This window comes from Methylorubrum extorquens, from assembly GCF_024169925.1.
GTDB classification, from domain to species: domain Bacteria; phylum Pseudomonadota; class Alphaproteobacteria; order Rhizobiales; family Beijerinckiaceae; genus Methylobacterium; species Methylobacterium extorquens_A.
On record NZ_JALJXF010000001.1, the window covers coordinates 440,001 to 457,301 of the forward strand.

At 68.2% G+C, this 17,301-nt stretch carries 17 protein-coding genes, 1 tRNA gene and 2 pseudogenes; 6 read left to right on the forward strand and 14 right to left on the reverse strand.

Annotated features, from left to right (window positions below):
* Positions 1-234: 234 nt before the first annotated feature.
* From J2W78_RS02170 to J2W78_RS02190, 5 genes are all read right to left on the reverse strand, one after another.
* Positions 235-1,281: a sulfate/molybdate ABC transporter ATP-binding protein gene (locus tag J2W78_RS02170; protein WP_301288667.1), complete on the reverse strand. Its 1,047-nt coding sequence runs from the start codon at positions 1,279-1,281 to the stop codon at positions 235-237.
* Between the two features lies 1 nt (position 1,282).
* Positions 1,283-2,185: a sulfate ABC transporter permease subunit CysW gene (cysW, locus tag J2W78_RS02175; protein ID WP_253367649.1), complete on the reverse strand. Its 903-nt coding sequence runs from the start codon at positions 2,183-2,185 to the stop codon at positions 1,283-1,285.
* Positions 2,178-3,032, reverse strand: coding sequence for a sulfate ABC transporter permease subunit CysT (gene cysT / locus J2W78_RS02180; protein WP_253367651.1), 855 nt, complete (start codon positions 3,030-3,032; stop codon positions 2,178-2,180). Before cysT ends, cysW begins: the two co-directional genes overlap by 8 nt.
* A 4-nt stretch (positions 3,033-3,036) precedes the next feature.
* The gene (locus tag J2W78_RS02185; protein WP_253367653.1) at positions 3,037-4,086 is read right to left on the reverse strand and encodes a sulfate ABC transporter substrate-binding protein; all 1,050 of its coding nucleotides are present in this window, start codon (positions 4,084-4,086) and stop codon (positions 3,037-3,039) included.
* Positions 4,087-4,316: 230 nt separating this feature from the next.
* Complete coding sequence (locus tag J2W78_RS02190) at positions 4,317-4,463, reverse strand: hypothetical protein (RefSeq protein ID WP_253367654.1); 147 nt, start codon at positions 4,461-4,463, stop codon at positions 4,317-4,319.
* Positions 4,464-4,740: 277 nt separating this feature from the next.
* On the opposite strand from J2W78_RS02190, the gene J2W78_RS02195 reads away from it, so the two are divergent.
* Entirely contained in the window at positions 4,741-5,031 is a 291-nt protein-coding gene (locus J2W78_RS02195) for a hypothetical protein (protein WP_253367655.1), read from the forward strand.
* Positions 5,032-5,540: 509 nt separating this feature from the next.
* On the opposite strand, the gene J2W78_RS02200 is transcribed toward J2W78_RS02195, so the two are convergent.
* Positions 5,541-5,831: a hypothetical protein gene (locus tag J2W78_RS02200; protein ID WP_253367657.1), complete on the reverse strand. Its 291-nt coding sequence runs from the start codon at positions 5,829-5,831 to the stop codon at positions 5,541-5,543.
* A gap of 120 nt (positions 5,832-5,951) precedes the next feature.
* Here J2W78_RS02200 and J2W78_RS02205 point away from each other — a divergent pair, with 120 nt between their 5' ends.
* A complete protein-coding gene (locus tag J2W78_RS02205; RefSeq protein ID WP_253367659.1) occupies positions 5,952-6,371 on the forward strand; it encodes a cupin domain-containing protein in 420 nt (139 codons plus the stop codon).
* A 3-nt stretch (positions 6,372-6,374) separates the two neighbouring features.
* On the opposite strand, the gene J2W78_RS02210 is transcribed toward J2W78_RS02205, so the two are convergent.
* The 3 genes from J2W78_RS02210 to J2W78_RS02220 all read right to left on the reverse strand — a co-directional run bounded on the left by J2W78_RS02210 (position 6,375) and on the right by J2W78_RS02220 (position 9,517).
* Positions 6,375-7,010 carry a cyclic nucleotide-binding domain-containing protein gene (locus tag J2W78_RS02210; RefSeq protein WP_253367661.1) on the reverse strand — a complete coding sequence of 212 codons (636 nt, stop codon included), beginning with the start codon at positions 7,008-7,010 and terminating at the stop codon, positions 6,375-6,377.
* A gap of 106 nt (positions 7,011-7,116) precedes the next feature.
* Positions 7,117-8,445, reverse strand: a complete 1,329-nt coding sequence (locus J2W78_RS02215; RefSeq protein ID WP_253367663.1) for a flavin monoamine oxidase family protein — start codon at positions 8,443-8,445, stop codon at positions 7,117-7,119.
* Positions 8,446-8,551: 106 nt separating this feature from the next.
* On the reverse strand, positions 8,552-9,517 hold the full coding sequence (locus tag J2W78_RS02220) for a Kelch repeat-containing protein (RefSeq protein WP_253367665.1): 966 nt from the start codon (positions 9,515-9,517) through the stop codon (positions 8,552-8,554).
* 178 nt (positions 9,518-9,695) lie between these two features.
* On the opposite strand from J2W78_RS02220, the gene J2W78_RS02225 reads away from it, so the two are divergent.
* The 3 genes from J2W78_RS02225 (at position 9,696) to J2W78_RS02235 (ending at position 11,770) form a co-directional block, all read left to right on the forward strand.
* Complete coding sequence (locus J2W78_RS02225; protein WP_253367667.1) at positions 9,696-10,421, forward strand: sulfate transporter family protein; 726 nt, start codon at positions 9,696-9,698, stop codon at positions 10,419-10,421.
* 261 nt (positions 10,422-10,682) lie between these two features.
* Entirely contained in the window at positions 10,683-10,937 is a 255-nt protein-coding gene (locus tag J2W78_RS02230; protein WP_253367669.1) for a hypothetical protein, read from the forward strand.
* Positions 10,938-11,696: 759 nt separating this feature from the next.
* A tRNA-Gly gene (locus tag J2W78_RS02235) sits at positions 11,697-11,770 on the forward strand.
* Between the two features lie 77 nt (positions 11,771-11,847).
* Here J2W78_RS02235 and J2W78_RS02240 read toward each other — a convergent pair.
* Positions 11,848-12,978 (reverse strand): FAD-dependent monooxygenase, encoded by a 1,131-nt coding sequence (locus tag J2W78_RS02240; RefSeq protein ID WP_253367671.1) that lies wholly within the window; start codon positions 12,976-12,978, stop codon positions 11,848-11,850.
* 121 nt (positions 12,979-13,099) lie between these two features.
* A pseudogene (locus J2W78_RS02245) lies at positions 13,100-13,315 on the reverse strand (hypothetical protein); the annotation flags it as partial.
* A 115-nt stretch (positions 13,316-13,430) separates the two neighbouring features.
* On the opposite strand from J2W78_RS02245, the pseudogene J2W78_RS02250 reads away from it, so the two are divergent.
* Positions 13,431-13,828, forward strand: a pseudogene (locus tag J2W78_RS02250) (HAD family hydrolase); the annotation flags it as partial.
* A gap of 42 nt (positions 13,829-13,870) precedes the next feature.
* Here J2W78_RS02250 and mltG read toward each other — a convergent pair.
* The 3 genes from mltG to J2W78_RS02265 form a co-directional block, all read right to left on the reverse strand.
* The gene (gene mltG, locus J2W78_RS02255) at positions 13,871-15,274 is read right to left on the reverse strand and encodes an endolytic transglycosylase MltG (protein WP_253367673.1); all 1,404 of its coding nucleotides are present in this window, start codon (positions 15,272-15,274) and stop codon (positions 13,871-13,873) included.
* Between the two features lie 218 nt (positions 15,275-15,492).
* A complete protein-coding gene (gene fabF / locus J2W78_RS02260; protein WP_253367675.1) occupies positions 15,493-16,755 on the reverse strand; it encodes a beta-ketoacyl-ACP synthase II in 1,263 nt (420 codons plus the stop codon).
* A 137-nt stretch (positions 16,756-16,892) separates the two neighbouring features.
* Entirely contained in the window at positions 16,893-17,129 is a 237-nt protein-coding gene (locus tag J2W78_RS02265; protein ID WP_003599981.1) for an acyl carrier protein, read from the reverse strand.
* Positions 17,130-17,301: the final 172 nt, after the last annotated feature.

Consider the following 17,301-nt stretch of genomic DNA (forward strand, 5'->3'; position numbering starts at 1 on the left):
GACCGCGCCGATGCAGCATGACGGTCGCCCGATCGCCGAACACCAATGAGTCACCCCGCGCCGTGTCCCCTCCGGCAGGGGAGGGGGCCTCGGTTCAAGCAGCCCCAACCTCCTTTCGTGCGCCGTCTCACTTTGGGACATCCGTGATCGCAAAAGGCCCGCGTCTCGACAGCAGAGCGAGACGCGGGCCGGCAAGATCGATCGCCAGAGAAGAAAGACTCTCCGGCGGCTGACTTACGGAAACACATATCCGCCGACGATCCGCAGGCCGACTTCGCGGCCGGCGGCGAGACGGGCGGTGTCGGCCGCTTCCACCACAACGACCTTCGCGCCGGGGCGATCGATCTCGATCCGCTGACGTCCTTGCGTCCGGTACGAGGAGCGCACCGTGCCGGTGAGATGGGCGGTGTCCGCTTCGGCGAACTGGAGTTGCCAGGGGCGAGCATAAAGCTTGACCGGTCCGACCAGCCCCTCCGGGGCGGTCAGCGGCGTCGGCAGTCCGTTCACCAGAACATGCCCGTTCTGGGCGATCGCTTCGACCTCGATCGTATCGCCGAGAAACTTGAGCACCGTCGGCGAGACAGGGTTTTCCTGCACCTCGTCCGGCGTGCCGACCTGTTCCAGGCGGCCGCGGTCGAGCACTGCCACGCGGTCGGAGAGTTCGAGCGCTTCGTCCTGGTCGTGGGTGACGAAGATCGTCGTCTGCCCGGTACGATCGTGGATCTCCCGGAGCCAGCGGCGCAGATCCTTTCGCACCTGCGCATCAAGCGCGCCGAACGGTTCGTCGAGCAGAAGCACACGCGGCTCGACTGCGAGTGCGCGGGCAAGCGCGATGCGCTGGCGCTGGCCGCCGGAGAGCTGGCTCGGATAACGGTCGGCAAACCCAGAGAGCTTGATCAGGTCGAGCAGGTTGCCCACGCGGCGCTTGATCTCGGCCTTGTCCGGCCGCTCGGAGCGTTTCCGGGCGTTGAGACCGTAGGCGATGTTCTGTGCCACCGTCATGTGTTTGAACAGGGCGTAGTGCTGGAACACGAAGCCGACCGCGCGGCGCTGCACCGGCACCTGCGTGGCGTCGTCGCCGCCGAAGATGATCCGGCCGCGATCGGGGAAGTCGAGCCCGGCGATGATGCGCAGCAATGTCGTCTTGCCCGAGCCCGAGGGCCCGAGCAGCGCCAGCAATTCGCCCGCCCGCACGTCGAGGGTGAAGTCATGCAGCACCGCCGCCGTTTCGAAGGTCTTCGAGACGTCCTCGATGCGGATCGCCGTCGCTGCTCCCGCCAGATCAGTGGCGGCGTGCCCCCGCCGCGATGTCGTCGGCGTAGCGCCATTCGAGGACGGATTTGACGGCGAGGGTGACAAGAGCGAGCCCGGCAAGGAGAGAGGCGACGGCGAACGCGGCAACGAAGTTGTACTCATTGTAGAGGATCTCCACGTGCAGCGGCAGCGTATTGGTGAGTCCGCGAATATGGCCGGAGACGACCGAGACCGCGCCGAACTCGCCCATCGCGCGGGCGTTGCAGAGCAGGACGCTGTAGAGCAGGCCCCAGCGGATGTTGGGTAACGTCACCGTCCGGAAGGCGTGCCATCCGGAGGCGCCGAGGGTAAGCGCCGCCTCTTCCTCCGCCGTGCCTTGCTCCTGCATCAGCGGGATGAGCTGGCGGGCGACGAAGGGAAAGGTGACGAAGATCGTCGCGAGCACGATGCCGGGCACCGCGAAGATGATCTGGATGTCGTGCTCGACGAGGAACGGGCCGAACAGGCCGCGCGAGCCGAACACCAGCACGTAGATCAAGCCGGACACCACCGGCGAGACCGAGAACGGCAGGTCGATCAGCGTGACGAGCAGGTTCTTGCCGGTGAACTCGAACTTGGCGACGGCCCAGGAGGCCGCGACGCCGAAGACGAGGTTGAACGGCACGGCGATCGCCGCGACGATCAGAGTCAGACGGATGGCGGACAGGGCGTCGGGCTCGAAGAAAGCAGCGAGATAAGCGCCCCAGCCCTTGGCCAAAGCTTGCGCGAACACCGTGAGCAGCGGCAGCACCAGGAAGAGGCCGAGGAAGCTCAGCGCGACCGCAATCAGCAGCCAGCGCACGACCCGCCGCTCGGTCACGACGCTGGCGGGAAGCCGCAGCGTCTCATCCCGCGGCGGTCTGCCGGGGCTTTGAGCCAGCGCCTCAGACATAACCGAACCTCCGCCGGCTCCAGGCCTGGATCAGGTTGATCGCGAGCAGGGTCACGAAGGAAATCGCCAGCATGATCACGGCGATGGCGCTCGCGCCCGCATAGTCGAACTCCGAGAGCTTGATGACGATGAGCAGTGGCGCGATCTCGGAGACGTAGGGAAGGTTGCCGGCGATGAAGATGATCGAGCCGTACTCGCCGACGCCTCGGGCGAAGGCGAGGGCGAAGCCGGTCAGCACCGCCGGGACCAGCGGTGGCAGCACGACCCGCGTCAGCGTGGTGATCCGCGATGCGCCGAGGATGGCGGAAGCTTCTTCGACCTCCTTGTCAATCTCCGCGATCAGCGGCTGCACCGTGCGCACAGCGAACGGCAGGCCGATGAACACCATGGCGATGAAGATGCCGACCGGCGTGTAGGCCGCCTCGATGCCGACCTTGGCGAGTTGTTCACCGACGAGACCGTTGGGGGCGTAGAGCGAGGCGAGCGCGATACCCGCCACCGCCGTCGGCAGGGCGAAGGGGAGATCGACCACCGCGTCGGCGAGCTTGCGGCCGGGAAAGTCGTAGCGGGTCAGCACCCAGGCGACGATGCCGCCGAAGATCGAGGCCGTGAGCGCGGCGAGCAGCGACACGCCGAAGCTCACCCGAAGCGCGCTGGCCACGCGCGGATCGGAGGCGACGTCCCAGATCCCGGAGAAACCAAGGCTCGACGCCTTCACCACGAGGGCCGCGAGCGGCAGCAGCACGATCAGGCTCAGACAGGTCAGCGTGTAACCGAGCGTGAGCCCGAAGCCGGGAATCACGCTCCTCTGGCGGAAGCGCCGCCGGGGTTTAACGGGCTCGCCCATGCGGTCAGCGCCCGGCCCGGCTCAGTTGGTCGAACAGGCCGCCATTGTCGAAGTTGGCCTTCTGGATGTCGTCCCAGGAGCCTTGCAGATCTTCGATCTTGAACAGCTTGATCTCGGGGAGCTGCGCGAGATCCTCGGGCTTGGCGGCCTCGCGCTTGATCGGGCGGTAGTGGTGCTTGGCGAAGATCGCCTGCGCCCGGTCGCCGTAGAGGAATTGCAGGTAGGCCTCGGCCTGCTTACGCGTGCCTTTCTTGTCGACATTGGCGTCGACCAGGGCGACCGGCGGCTCGGCGTAGATCGAGGTCGGCGGCACGACGATGTCGAACTTGTCCTTGCCGAACTCCTCCAGCACGAGGAAGGCCTCGTTCTCCCAGGTCGGCAGCACGTCGCCGAGGCCCCGCTGAGCGAAGGTGACCGTCGAGCCGCGGGCGCCGGTGTCGAGCACCGGCACGTTCTTGTAGAGCGAGCCGACGAAGGTATTGGCCTTCTCCTTGTCCCGGCCATCCCGCTCGTAGGCGTAGCCCCAGGCTGCGAGGAAGTTCCAGCGCCCGCCCGCCGACGTCTTCGGGTTCGGGGTGATGACCTTCACGTCCGGCTTGGCCAGGTCGTCCCAATCCTTCACGCCCTTCGGGTTGCCCTTGCGGACGAGGAACACGACGGTCGAGGTGTAGGGCAGGCCTTCGTTCGGAAGCTTGGTGCGCCAATCCGCCGGGATCTTTTTCGAGAGCTTGGCGATGGCGTCGATATCGGAGGGGATGCCGAGGGTCACGACATCCGCCGGGATGCCGTCGATGACCGTGCGAGCCTGCGCGCCCGATCCCCCATGGGCGGCGCGCACGGTGATCGCCTCACCGGTCTTGGCCTTCCACTCCTCGGCGAAGGCCGCGTTGATCTCTCGGTAGAGTTCACGCGTCGGGTCGTAGGAGACGTTGAGGATCTCGCTCTGCGCCTGGGCGCTCCCGGCGGATGCAAGGCAGGCGGCCATGGCGAGACCGAGAAGGACCGCGCGCCGATAGGGTGCCGCGCCGGGCTTGATCGGATATCCGTCGAACACGTCGTCTCGCCTCCACAGTGCAGGCCGTCAGCCCGTCTATGCTGACGGAGTGTTCGTTTTAAAGAACGATGTCAAGCTCGGGGCTACGTTCGGAGCGCCACACAAAGTCCGATGCTGGCGCCATTCTCAGACGGAATAAGATAAAACTTCTTCTTTGAGCTGATAAGGTAGAGAGAAGTTCTATCACGTGACGTTCTTTTGAAAGAACGTTTTCGAGGATGATGCCGTCGTCAGGCCGAGGCCCATTCGACCGCCAGCCAGACGCCGCGGGCGATGATGAACCACCATGTCACCGTGACACCTAAGGCGCCGAGAAGTCCGAGGGCCGCGAAGCGCAGCTTGAACGGGCGCAGGACGGTTTCGAAAGCGCTCTTCATCGCGGGACTTCTTCTCATCGCGTTGGTGTTTCGGTCTCGAAAGGGATGCCCGCCGTGCCGCGTTGCTTGTGACGGCGTGCCATCGCGAAACAATCGGTGCCGTGTCGGGTGATTCCGCCCCGGCCGTGGCAAGTGACGAACCAGCGTTGCACCGCCCCCACCGTCTCGACCGAGCGTGCCGCCGCGGGACCATCGCGCCGGGCTTCGGATTTGCAGCGCTGCGAATGACCGTCCCGATTTCGGACGCTTCGATCAGACCTCGAGAAAGCTTTTGGAAATGCCGTTGCCCACCCTCGCGAAGAGCCCCTCGGACCGCGACGTGCAGCCGATCCTGTTCGGATTGCTCGCGGACGGGTCCGGCGAGGCACGCTTCGCCGGTACGCCGTTCGCGCTCGTCGGCCCATCGTCGGAGGCAGCCCGGTTCTCGCCCTCCCGCGACTGGTACGGCCGCTGGGCGGTGCAGCCCCTGCACGGTAGCCTGCAGCGGGACGCGACGCGGATGGATCGCGGTGTGTGCCCGGAGGACATCGTGATCCTGGGGCCATGTCGGCACACCCGGCGCTCTTGAGGCGTCACCGCCGCGCTATGCGCCGCGCGTTGCATCCCCTAAGCTCGGCCCATGGAGAATCACGAGCTACGCGAATCGCGGGCGGCCCTCATCCTGATGGGCGTGGCGGTGCTCGCCGTGCTGCTGTTCGGAGCCGTGACGCTGATCGTGCAGGCCGCGGGATGAGCAACTGCGGCTGACGGATCGATGCGCGTCCCGCAATACAAGCGGCGCGTGTCGCGACTCGGCGCCTTGCGAGAAACTCCGCTGCCGTCGTGCCCGGAGCCAAGATGGCCGCTGATACGGTTCCCGGTCGATCGCGTCGGGTTTTGCTCCCCGCCATCATCACGCGGCGAAGCCGAAGCGATCCAGGGTAGGCCCCCTCCGGATCGAGCGGAGCCCTGGATTGCCACGGCTTCCTCTCGCAGGGACAGTGACGAGTTGGAAGCGACGAAGCGGATCCGTACCCGGGGAACCAGACCGGACCCGTCGACCGGAAGCGGTATGATCGGGAAGTTCCTGAGGCAGGCTCAGTCCGAGAGCGCGCGGATCTGCTGGTCGAGCGCTTCCAGCGCGCGAGCCTGATCGGGCTCGGGCTCGGGGCCGCTGACATAGGCGAGCGTCACCCGGGCAATTCGCAGAGCCGTCGCGAGGTCGCGACCTTCACGCCGCGCCTGATCGATCACGGTAGCGACATCCGCCATGACCTGGGCGTTTCCCTCGTATCCGCGCATCATCTCCGGGCCATCAATGTCCGGGCCGCAAACCGTGCGGCGCTGCGAAAACTTCGCGTCGTCCCGAAAGCCGGCGATCACCGCCAAGGACGATACCCCATCCCTAACATTTTCGCCCGGTTGATGAAACGCGTGGGCCGCGAGCCCCTGTGCACCGGCCACCCGCGTAGGCATAATCGTCGTAGGACGAAACGGGAGCAGCGCAGAATGGACGAGCGGGGATCAGCCGGCCACGCGGTGTTCGACGTGGCCGCGGGCGTGCGCCGCCTTCCCGAAACCGCGGCGACCATGGTGGCCGACCACCGCTTTACCGACGACGAGACGGCCAGCGCCCGCGTCTTCCGAGTCTACCGGCCGACGCCGCCGCACTACCACACGACCTGCGACGAGTATCTCTACGCCCTCTCCGGCCGCTGCCGGATGCAGTTCGGCGACGCGGTGCCGGTCGAGGTCGGGCCGGGCATGCTCGTGTTCTTCAAGCGCGGGGTGGTGCATTCCGTGCCGGAGATCCTGGAGGAGCCGGTGGTGTTCCTCTCCGTCGACACGCCCCGGCGCGGGCCGCGCGACATCCAGTTCGTCGAAGCCGGAAGGGGTACGCCCGACGGCTTCATGCGGCAGACCGACTGACGATCACAGCACGTCGCTGCCGGCCGGCGCGGTGCGTTGGACGCCCGTCACCTCGGCCGTGCTTTGGAACAGACGCTCGCTGGTCAGCTTCAGGAAGAAGAAGCCGAATTCCGGATTCTGATAGTAGAGCTGCTTGACCTCGGAATAGGACAGGCAGCGCGCGGTTCCGGCCTCGACGCAGGCGAGCGAGCCGGTGCGGCGATTGCCGGGTGAGAGCATGCCGAGTTCACCGACGATCTGGCCCGGCCGGATATCGAGGCCGTGCTCGGCGATGCGGAAGCGCCCGCTCTCGATCAGGTACATTTCGTGGGCCGGGTCGCCCTTCAGGAACAGAACTTCGCCGGCCCTGAAGCGGCGCGAGGTGCCGAAGGATTTCAGCCAGTCGAGGGAGAGGTCTCCGGAGGCCGCCCGCTCGGTCTCGCGCACGAGGCGGACCATCTCGTAGAGCCGCCATGCGTTGAACGGGATCTGGATCGCCTCGGTGAGCATCACCGGCACGCTGCCGATCAAGTAGCCGTAGGTGATGACGGCGCAGCTCGCGCACAACGCCACGATCCGCAGCGGGATCATCGTTCCCATCGCCGAGGAGGCGACGGTGAGCGCCGTCCCGAGATAGCCGATGGCTTCGACCCAATTCATCGCGTCCCCCCGACGTTCGGCCGGCCCTCGCTCCCGCGGGCGCTCATGCGCGTTCGTCGCAGCGGCGGTTCGCCCATCCGAATGGGGGATGCAAGTGCGGGAGCGCTCAGGCGCTCGCGCGTAGCAGGGCACGATCATCGGCGAGGGTGTCGGCGACGCGATCGGCCGCGCGTTGCCCTTCCTCGTAGGCGCCACCCGCCGTGCCCCATTGCGCACGGGAGTTCGCCTCGCCGGCAAACCAGATCCGTTCGCCGACCGGCTCCTGGAGCGTCGTCCGGGCCGCCGCGTGTCCGGGGGGAACCACGGCCCAGGAGCCCCGCGACCAGGGATCGTGCCGCCAAGCGGTCACGGCCGGGATCGCGAGGTCGGCGAGGGCCGCGCGGCCGAAATGTTCGGCCAGAACCGCGCGGGCGAGGCGGCGCGCGCCATCAGGGCCGGCCCCGGCGGCGTCGAGGACGCGGGCGAGGGCCGTGTCCAGTTCGAGGTAGTGGAACGGCGTGTCGTCGATCCGGGTCAGCATCCCCGGCGGCTTGTGGCGTCCGCCGACCACGCTGGCGAGCCGGTCGCGGCCGCGGAACGGCGCCGAGGGCCAGTGCAGGACGACGTGCTCGTAGATGCCCGACAGGAAGCCGTCGATGGCCGTGCGCGTCCGTTCGGGCAGCGGCGGATCGAAGCGGAAGGCCGCCTGCAGCACGGGCATCGGGGCCGTGACGATGACGGCCCGCGCGGCGAGCCGCCCACCGTCGGCGAGTTCTACGCGCACGCTCGGCCCCGACCAGTCGAGGCCGGCCACGGGGCATCCGAGCCGGATCGGCAGTCCAAGCGCCAGCCGCGCCAGATAGGCGCCGTAGCCGCCCGCGATGAAGAAGTTGTCGCCGTATTCCATGCTCGGCCAGTCGTGCAGCGACACCTCCTCGAGCGGTCGTCCCGAGACCAGCGCGTGAACGCCGGCGATGCGCTGGCGCCAGGGTCCGAGATGGCAGGGCAGGGCGCCGGAGGCCGGACCGTCCTGCGAGCGGGAGGCTGCGCCCGTGATCGCCCGGTCGGCGACGTCGAAGGCGCGGGAGAAAGCGGCTTCCTCAGCCGCACGCGCCGGACGCTGGCCGATCCAGAGATGCTGTTCCTGCGCGGCCCGCCGCAGCGGCTCGCCGCGGGTCCGGGCCAGGGCGACGAGGGGGTTGATCGGCCCGGCATGCAGCCAGTGCGCCCCGAGATCGATCGCGTGGCCACGCAGCCGCGTCGTCACCGCGCGCCCGCCGACCCGGTCGCGTGCCTCGAGAACCGCCACCGACAGGCCGCGCGCGATCAGCCGCCGGGCCGACGCGATCCCGGCGGCGCCCGCGCCGATCACGATCACGTCGGGCGCGGCCGGAACCGGCGAGACGCGGGGCGCGACGGTCGGGCGGAAGCGGGCGTGCTCGGCGGGAGGGCGCATGGTCTCGACGCGGATCCGGAAGGGCGGCGGCCCTCATCTCGTCCGCTCACCCGGCCGCGGCAAGCGGTTGCGGCCGCAACAAGCGCCTGCGGCGGCCTGCAGTCGCTCAGCGGGCCGGCGCGGCGCCGTTCGGATCGAGTACCTCGACCGTTCCGGATCGGTCGCCGCCCGGCCGCGGGCTTCCGGTGAGGGTGAAGATGCGGCCCTTGTAGGTCACCGCGCCGAAGCCGTGGCGGGCGGTGGGAAGCCGGGCCAGGGCGCGCCAGAGATTGCCCGGCAGATCGAACGCCTCGACCTCGTCATAGGTCTTGCGGTTCGACTCGCCGCCAATGACGAAGACCTCGCGGCCGAGCACGGCCGAGGCGACACCGCTGCGCGCGGTCGGCAGGGGCGCCGCCTCGCTCCAGGCGTCACGCGCCGGATCGTAGACCTGATTGGCCGAGAGGTTCTTGCTCGAATCGCCGTCGATCCGGCCTCCGCTGGCGACGAGGCGACCCTCCACCGTCTGAACCGCCAGATGGTCGCGGGGTGTCGGCAGATCGGCGGCGCTGCTCCACGTGTTACTCGCCGGATCGTAGGCCTCGTGGGAGCGGACGTTGCCGCGTCCCGACCCGCTGCCGCCGACCACATGGATCTTGTCGCCGAGCGGTGCCGCCCCGCCCGCGGCCCGTGCGGTCGGCATCGGCGCGCGGGCCTCCCAGACATTCGCCTTCGGATCGTACGCCCAAACCTTGTCGGTCGCCTCCCAACCGTTGACGTAGCCGCCGAACACGTAGATCCGCCCGCCCTGTTCGGCGGCCATGGTGTGGTGGACGGGGTAGGGGAAGGGCGCGCCCTTGCTCCAGCGGTCGGCGGCGAGATCGTAGATCAGCAGTTCGGTCGCGCCGTTGTAATCGCCGATGACGTAGGCCTTGCCGTCGAGCGCCGCGACCGCGACTTCGGAGCGCTCCGCCGGGGCGGAGCTGGCTCCCGCCCAGGCCCCGACCTCGTGGGCGGCGGCAGGCAGGGTGGCGGGAGCGGCGGCGAGCAGGGAACCGAGCAGAACGAGACGGGCGAGGGCAGGGCGGGCCATGGGCGGGTCTCCGGCGGATGCCTTGGTGGGCTAACTGTCTTTGCGGGCAACGCTTCAACCGCGCTCAGGAGCCGCGCTTCGTCAGGGTTTCCGCAAAGGTGGGGCTTGCGCCATCCCCGCGGAGTGGCGAGAACCTGCCTTGGGTGGGTGCGGATCATCGAGAGGATCGAAGGGCGGGATGCTCATCAAGGCCGCTGCCGCCGCCATGCGGCAGGTATTCTCCCCCGCCCTGCGCGGCATCCTGTTCAAATCGCTGGCGCTCACGATCGGGCTTCTGGTCGCCGTGTGGTTCGGCCTGACCCGCCTGATCCAGGCCTTTCAGGCGAGCCACCACATCTCGGCCGACTACCCGTTCCTCGACACCATGGCCTTCTTCCTGGCCGGTGCCGGGCTGTTCGTGGCTCTGGCCTACATCATGCCCGCGGTGTCGATCCTCGTGGCCGGCTTCTTCCTCGACGACGTCGCCGAAGTGGTCGAGCACAGCGATTTTCCCGCCGACGCCCCGGGGCGTGCCCTCCCGTGGGGGCAGGCGCTCGGCTCGGTGGTTCGCTTCGCCGGCCTCGCCCTGCTCGTGAACCTCGTGGCGTTGATCCTCGTCTTCGTGCCGGGGGTGAACCTCTTCGCTTTCTTCGGCGCCAACGCCTACCTCCTCGGCCGCGAGTATTTCGAGCTGGCCGCCGGCCGTTTCCGCTCCCTGCCGGAGGCGCGGGCGATGCGCGAGCATCACGGCTTCACGGTGATCGCCGCCGGCTGCCTGCTCGCAGGCCTGATGATCGTGCCGATCGTCAACCTCGTGACGCCGCTCTTCGGCGTGGCGCTGATGGTCCATCTCCACAAGGGTCTCGAACGCAGGGCGCTTCCCGGCCCGGCCGAGACCAATCCCCGCCTGCCGAACCGGCGCTGACACGCCGCGTTCACGGACGACAGGACGCACGGCGCGCTTCTTTGAGCGAGGCCGGGCGCGGTCTCGTCGAAGCACGTCCGCAGTGTGGCGCAGCCTGTCTCGTGGCGTGGGCTGAGGGGCAAACCACGGTCCGGGTTTAATCCCTGACGGTGCGTGTGCCTCGGCACCTCATGCAGGAGTTCGATCGCCTATATCAGTAAAACCAGAGGAAAAGATCGCGCTTTCAAGAGAAGGCGTCGAACGAAAGAAAGTGAACATCACATGAAGACCCGCGTTGCCGCCGTCGTTGCCGCCGTCATCATCGGCGTTACCGCTCCGGCCTCTTCCGTGATGGCCTTTGACCCGAACGCTCGCCCGACCACCCCCTCCGACGTATCGGTCACGGGTTCGCTCGGTGTCCACGACAGCGCTGCGCACACCGCCTGCCCGATGAGCTCGGCGGCCGAGGGCAATGCGAACCAGCAGAACTTCCCGGTCAAGCAATATGGTCAGACGTCCGGCGGCACGCGCTGCTGAGCCTAAAGCGCCGAGCGCTGGCGCCGCGAGAATGTGATATCGTGCACGTTGCCATTCCAAATGGAATTTTAACGACAATATTGGCCATGACGGCCTCACGTCTTCGCGAGTCACGGTGCACTTCATCGTCTCGGCGCATTTTTCTTGCTCCCTCGACGGAATGACTGAGCGTTTCTGTCGTTGATGGAATGACTGGACCTCAATGGCCCGGTTTCTGCCTCTCCCTCCGCCAGCCGGCCTTTGGCCATACCGCGACCACGCGGGGCCGACGCCGCCGATCGGAGCCACCGACCGCAAGGAGTTGATTGAGCATGCAACTGAAGCCCGTCTCCTACGCCATGATCGCCGTGTTCGCCTGCTGCCTCGTGATGACCGTCGTCGGCTCGATGAACGTACTGCTCGGCGGCATGTGATTGGCAGGACGCCAACCGGCACTGCTGCAATAGAACGGGCACAAAGCCCGTCTCTCCTGAGCCGTAGACAATCGCGGCACCGGACTCCCCGGTGCCTCGGACCGCGTTTCCGGGGCGAGATCGCCCGTCGCCCGATGGTCGCGGGCGTGGAAGCGGGGGGCGACATCGACGCATCGGCAGGGGCAGGCAACTGCGCCGCAGACCGGATCGGTTGACGCATCCGTGAGACGGCATCGGGACGGTGTCCGCGCTTCTCAAAGCCGCCGGGTCATGCTATCGCCCCCAACACGATGCCGCTCCAGCGGAGGCGTGCCGGCAAGCCGGTCGTCTGCCTGAGATGCCATCGGCGGGTGTAGCTCAATGGTAGAGCAGCAGCCTTCCAAGCTGAATACCCGGGTTCGATTCCCGGTACCCGCTCCAACTTCCTTCCCCGATCCGTCGCCGAAGCCGTTCTGCCCCTGTTGGTACGCATCGCTGCGGCTTTGCTGCGATCGGCCTCAGCCCGTCGGCGTACGGAGCGGGCCATAGGTGGCGTGGTAGCTGCGCGGGCCGATGACGGGCAGCAGGACGTTCCTCGCCCAGTCCGGCAGCCGCGCCGTGCGCGACAGACGGTCGGTCATGCTCTGGACATGCGCGACGCGGGGGCGCCGTAGCCGTTCAAAGTCCGGCCCGACGTGATTCCAATCCGTGCGTTCCGCCAGCAGGCGGGCCAGAACCTGGGCATCCTCCAGCGCGAGCGCAGCACCTTGGGCCCAGACCGGTGCGGTGGCGTGCGCCGCATCGCCCAGCAGGACGACGCGGTCGCGGGTCCATGTCGGGATGCGAACCTCTTCGAGCGGCGAGTGATAGACCGCATCCGCTCGCGACAGGACCGCATCGAGCGTGTCGCGCACCACACGGGGAAAGGGCGCGAACGCGCCGCGGATCGCGGCCGGGTCAGAGCCACGCTCCCGTCCTGCGCTCACCGAGGCCCAGCCATAGGCTTCGCCGCGATCGACCGGTATGAGCAGAAACAAGGCCCCGGCCCCGGCCCATAGCGTCCAGGCTTCGACGCCAGGATTGGGCGTCATGAAACGCCAGCTCTGGCTCGCCAGCATCGCCGCCCCGAGGGCCTGTTCCCCAAACAGGCTGCGGCGGACCGCCGAGTGAACGCCGTCCGCCCCCACGAGCAACCCGCCCTTTTCCGTCGAGCCATCGGCGAGTTCGGCCGTCACGCCCTGCGGATCCTGCCGAACGGTGGCGATCGCGATGCCCCGGCGGATGTCGTCCGGTGCAAGATCGTCCTGCAACAGGCGCAGCAGGTCGGCGCGGCGCAAGCAATGCGGCCCCGCTTCCGTGCCCCAGAACGCGGTCTCGTCCACGGCGAAGAGAAGGCGTCCGCGCTCGGTGCGGTATTCGCGACGCCGCACCGGCGCGCCGACCGCGCGGAGTAAATCCAGCAAGCCGAACTGGCTCAGCGCGCGCACCGCATTGCCGGGCAGATTGATCGCCAGTCCCGCATCCGCCTGCTCGCCGCGCCGTTCCAGCGTGAGCGAGGGGATGCCCCGCTGGTGCAGGGCGCGCCTGACGGCGAGACCGGCGATGCCGCCCCCGGCAACGAGCACGCGGCCAGCCTGTTGCGTGTCCATGTGTCCTCGCACCCGTCCCCGCACCATTGCCCGCGTCGTGCCGTACGGCGCCGTCTGCTGACGAGAACCGGGTAGACCCGGCAGGGCGCATCGACGCAAGCCCGGAGCGATCGGCGCCGGCTCAGTGCGGATCTCCGCTTTCGTCGCGCATCTCGCAGGGCCACCTCCAGCCCTGGATCTCGGGCATGTCCTCGCCGTGTTCGCGGATGCAGAGCTTGTGCGCGGTTAGGCGGTCTCGGAACGCCTGCTTGGCTCTTGCCGCCCGCGTCACCAGCCCCGGCACCCGATCGATCGCCTCGATGGCGAGGTGGAACTGGTCGAGTTCGTTCAGCACCACCTCGCTCTCCCGCGCCTTGGCGGCGTCGAGCGCCGCCTTGGCCGCCTCCGCCTTGGCCTTGCGCTGGTCGAAGATCTGCTTGGTCATGTAGACCCTTGCCAACCAGCTCCTTGCCGCGGTTGCCCATGCCGCTGCGTTAGCCGAGAAGAAGCAGGCGGTGATGACCGCCTCATCGCCGAGGATCGCTTCAAAGCCTTTCCGGATGCAATTCGCCTCGCAATCGCGCTGCGGGATACCGGGCTGCACACCGTGCTCGCCTCGTCCTCGCAGAACGCCGACGCGATGCTGGCCCGTGTAATCCTGCCCGACGAGCGTACGCTGCTGTCGCTGTTCGAAGCGGACGTGGGCGGGCGCGACGTCCCGCGCGGCAAGCCTGACCCGGCCCTGTTTCAGCTCGCCGCCAAGGCCGTGAACGTGCCGCCGGCCCGGCGCCTCGTCGTGGAGGATGCGCCGGCGGGGATCCGCGCGGCGCCTTGGTCGCGGCCGCCTTCGCAGCCGATCCGTCGAAGCGGCGCGCGACCCATGAGCGGCGCCCGGTACACGCCGCCGTTGCCGTTAGGGGTTGCGGAGTGCCGGCACCGTCTTGGGCGAGCCGAGGTCGTAGCTCTTGTTGCGCAGGGGATCGAGGCGGGTCCCCTCGGAGGCGTCGAAGGCCTTCGGGCGCGGGCCGCCCGCGCCGCCATCGGTGGCACCGTCGAGCGCGAATGCCGAGTTCGAGCCCGGCGCGTAGGCCGAGGCGCGGCCGGGAGCGGCGCCGGGCTGCGCGGCATTGGGCTCGGCGGTGTTCGGATCGACCTTGTCGACCGCGCCCGGATCCGCCGGCTGCGATTGCTGGCGGGAGCGCTCGACCTGCCGCCAGCGGGTGACATTGCGCTGGTGACCCTCCAGCGTGTCGGCGAAGGCGTGGCCGCCGGTGCCGTCTGCGACGAAGAAGAGATCCTTCGTGCGCGACGGGTTGGCGACCGCTTCCAGAGCCGCGCGACCGGGATTGGCGATCGGGCCGGGCGGCAGCCCCTCGATCACGTAGGTGTTGTAGGGGGTCGCCCGCTCGATCTCCGAGCGCATGATGCCGCGCCCGAGGGTGCCGCGCCCGCCGACGAGACCGTAGACGATGGTCGGATCGGATTGCAGCTTCATGCGCTTCTGCAGCCGGTTGACGAAGACGCCCGCGACCCGCGGGCGCTCGTCGGCCCGGCCGGTCTCCTTCTCGACGATGGAGGCCAGCGTCACCATCTCGGCCGGCGTCTTGACCGGCACTTCGGGGCTGCGGCGCTGCCAGATCTGGTTCAGCACCTCGCGCTGCTTGGCGCGCATCAGGTTGAGGATCTGCTGGCGGGTGGCGCCGCGCTCGAACTTGTAGGTATCGGGGAGAAGCGAGCCCTCGGGCGGCGTCTCGGCGATCTCGCCCGAAAGGATGTCGTTCTCCCCGAGCCGAGCCACGATCTGCTCCGAGGTCAGTCCCTCGGGGAAGGTGATGGCGTGCTGGACCTGACGCCCGTTGGTCAGCGTCTCGATCGTGTCCTTCACGCTCGCATGGGCCTTGAACATGTACTCGCCATGCTTGAGCGGCCCCTTGCCTCCGAATCGGGCGGACATCTCGAACAGGCTCGGATGCTCGATCACGCCTTCACGGGCGAGGATGCTGGCAATCTCCGAGGTTCCACTGCGGCTGGGAATCACCACGACCTTGTCGGCGGAGAGCGGCCCCGGTTCGGAGGTCTGGCGATTGAGCAGGGTCAGGCCGATCAGGGCGCCGAGCGCGAGGACGACGCCGAGGGTGAGGAACCCGCTGATGGTGGCGAGAAGGCCGCCGCGGCGGCGCTCGGGCTTCTCGGGCGGGGGCGGGGCGACGGTGGGCTTGATGGCCTCGCTCGGGCTGCGCGGCGACGGCCGGTTCGGCAGCGACGGCTCCTCGGAAGCGGGCGGCGGAGACGGCGGCTCTTGTCGTCTGCGAAACATCCGGAATCCTGCTGTGGCCCGGCGTGAAGGTCCGCCCAAGGCGTTCCGCGCCGGTCGCTCGACCCGAGGGCCGAACCTCGAGTGTCTCTCACGAAACGCTCGCTCGTGGACCGGGCGTTTTGTGAGGCAGTGTAAGCAGTTTTGTGGCGAAATGGCGTTGTCTGCGGCAGAGCCGCCGCACCCGGCGCGCCTTCAGGCGAAAGCGGCCATGGTCGCCGTCATGCGACCCGGCGCATCAGCAGCGAGGCATTGGTGCCGCCGAAGCCGAACGAGTTCGAGAGCACCGTATCGACGCGCTTGCGCTTGGCCTCGTGCGGGATGAGGTCGATCGCGGTCTCGACCGACGGATTGTCGAGGTTCAGCGTCGGCGGCATCACGCCGTCGCGGATGGCGAGCACGGAGAAGATCGCCTCCACCGCCCCGGCCGCGCCGAGCAGGTGGCCGATGGCCGACTTGGTGGACGACATCGACGCCTTGGCGGCGGCATCACCGAGCAGACGCTCCACCGCCTTCAACTCCAACTCGTCGCCGAGCGGCGTCGAGGTGCCGTGCGCGTTGATGTAGTCGATCTCGGACGGATCGATCCCGGCCCGCTTCACCGCCGCCTTCATGCAGCGGTAGCCGCCGTCGCCGTCCGGGGCCGGCGAGGTGATGTGGTAGGCGTCCCCCGACAGGCCGTAGCCGATCACCTCGGCGTAGATCTTGGCGCCGCGCGCCTTGGCGTGCTCGTACTCCTCCAGCACGACGATGCCCGCGCCTTCGCCCATGACGAAGCCGTCGCGGTCGCGGTCGTAGGGCCGGGAGGCCTTGGTCGGATCGTCGTTAAAGCCGGTCGAGAGCGCGCGGCAGGCGGCGAAGCCCGCCAGCGACAGCCGGTTGACCGGCGCCTCGGTGCCGCCGGCCACCATCACGTCGGCGTCGCCCAGCGCGATCAGCCGCGAGGCGTCGCCGATGGCGTGTGCGCCGGTGGAGCAGGCGGTGACGACCGCGTGATTCGGGCCCTTCAGCCCGTGCTGGATCGAAACCTGCCCCGAGGCGAGGTTGATGATTCGGCCGGGAATGAAGAAGGGCGAGATGCGCCGCGGACCCTTCTCGTGGAGGGTCACGGAGGCGTCGTAGATCGTGCCGATGCCGCCGATGCCCGAACCGATCAGGACGCCGCTGGCCTCCTGATCCGCGTCGGATTTCGGGTGCCAGTCGGCATCGTCGAGCGCTTGGCCGGCCGCGGCCATGGCATAGACGATGAAAGGATCGACCTTGCGCTGCTCCTTGGCCTCCATCCACAGATCGGGATTGAAGGTGCCGTTGGAGCCGTCGCCGAAGGGCAGCGTGCAGGCGATCCGGCACGCGAGGTCGTCGGTCTGGAACGCGGTGACCGCGGAGGCGCCGCTGTCGCCGGCGATGAGGCGGCTCCAGGTATGCTCGACGCTGCCACCCAGCGGCGAAACCATCCCCAGCCCCGTGATCACCACCCGCCGCATAGCCCGATCCCAACCGACCCGCTGAGTCCCTAAAGGACGCTTTTGCCCTGAAGGACCGTTCCGTCCCGCAGGGCGCTTGGTTCAAAACGTGACGGCGCGCGGGGCCTCATCGACCCCGCCCGCACGAGCCCACCGCCTCAGGCGGAGTTCTTTTCCAGGAACTTGATCGCGTCACCGACCGTCTGAATGGTCTCGGCCGCGTCGTCCGGAATCTCGACGTTGAACTCCTCCTCGAACGCCATCACCAGCTCGACGGTGTCGAGGCTGTCGGCGCCGAGATCGTCGATGAAGTTGGAGGCCTCGGTGACCTTCTCAGGCTCGACGCCCAGGTGCTCGACGACGATCTTCTTCACGCGCTCGGCGATATCGCTCATCGTTGTTGGTCCTCGTCTTCTCGATCGTGATGGTGTGTGCTTCTGACGAAAGCGCCGTGGCCGCCTCACCCACTTCGGGGCTTGTTCTGGACGGCCGGTGTTCGATCGCGCGTGGTTTGGAAAAAGCCGCAACCCGCTGAACCGTCAACTCCCCTGCACGGCTGAGCCGGGT

Bases quoted from the DNA above. Each gene is read 5' to 3' on its own strand.
- cysW (WP_253367649.1), bottom strand. From the start codon at position 2,185: ATGTCTGAGGCGCTGGCTCAAAGCCCCGGCAGACCGCCGCGGGATGAG.
- cysT (WP_253367651.1), bottom strand. From the start codon at position 3,032: ATGGGCGAGCCCGTTAAACCCCGGCGGCGCTTCCGCCAGAGGAGCGTG.
- J2W78_RS02190 (WP_253367654.1), bottom strand. From the start codon at position 4,463: ATGAAGAGCGCTTTCGAAACCGTCCTGCGCCCGTTCAAGCTGCGCTTC.
- J2W78_RS02195 (WP_253367655.1), top strand. From the start codon at position 4,741: ATGCCGTTGCCCACCCTCGCGAAGAGCCCCTCGGACCGCGACGTGCAG.
- J2W78_RS02205 (WP_253367659.1), top strand. From the start codon at position 5,952: ATGGACGAGCGGGGATCAGCCGGCCACGCGGTGTTCGACGTGGCCGCG.
- J2W78_RS02210 (WP_253367661.1), bottom strand. From the start codon at position 7,010: ATGAATTGGGTCGAAGCCATCGGCTATCTCGGGACGGCGCTCACCGTC.
- J2W78_RS02215 (WP_253367663.1), bottom strand. From the start codon at position 8,445: ATGCGCCCTCCCGCCGAGCACGCCCGCTTCCGCCCGACCGTCGCGCCC.
- J2W78_RS02220 (WP_253367665.1), bottom strand. From the start codon at position 9,517: ATGGCCCGCCCTGCCCTCGCCCGTCTCGTTCTGCTCGGTTCCCTGCTC.
- J2W78_RS02225 (WP_253367667.1), top strand. From the start codon at position 9,696: ATGCTCATCAAGGCCGCTGCCGCCGCCATGCGGCAGGTATTCTCCCCC.
- J2W78_RS02230 (WP_253367669.1), top strand. From the start codon at position 10,683: ATGAAGACCCGCGTTGCCGCCGTCGTTGCCGCCGTCATCATCGGCGTT.
- J2W78_RS02240 (WP_253367671.1), bottom strand. From the start codon at position 12,978: ATGGACACGCAACAGGCTGGCCGCGTGCTCGTTGCCGGGGGCGGCATC.
- mltG (WP_253367673.1), bottom strand. From the start codon at position 15,274: ATGTTTCGCAGACGACAAGAGCCGCCGTCTCCGCCGCCCGCTTCCGAG.
- fabF (WP_253367675.1), bottom strand. From the start codon at position 16,755: ATGCGGCGGGTGGTGATCACGGGGCTGGGGATGGTTTCGCCGCTGGGT.
- J2W78_RS02265 (WP_003599981.1), bottom strand. From the start codon at position 17,129: ATGAGCGATATCGCCGAGCGCGTGAAGAAGATCGTCGTCGAGCACCTG.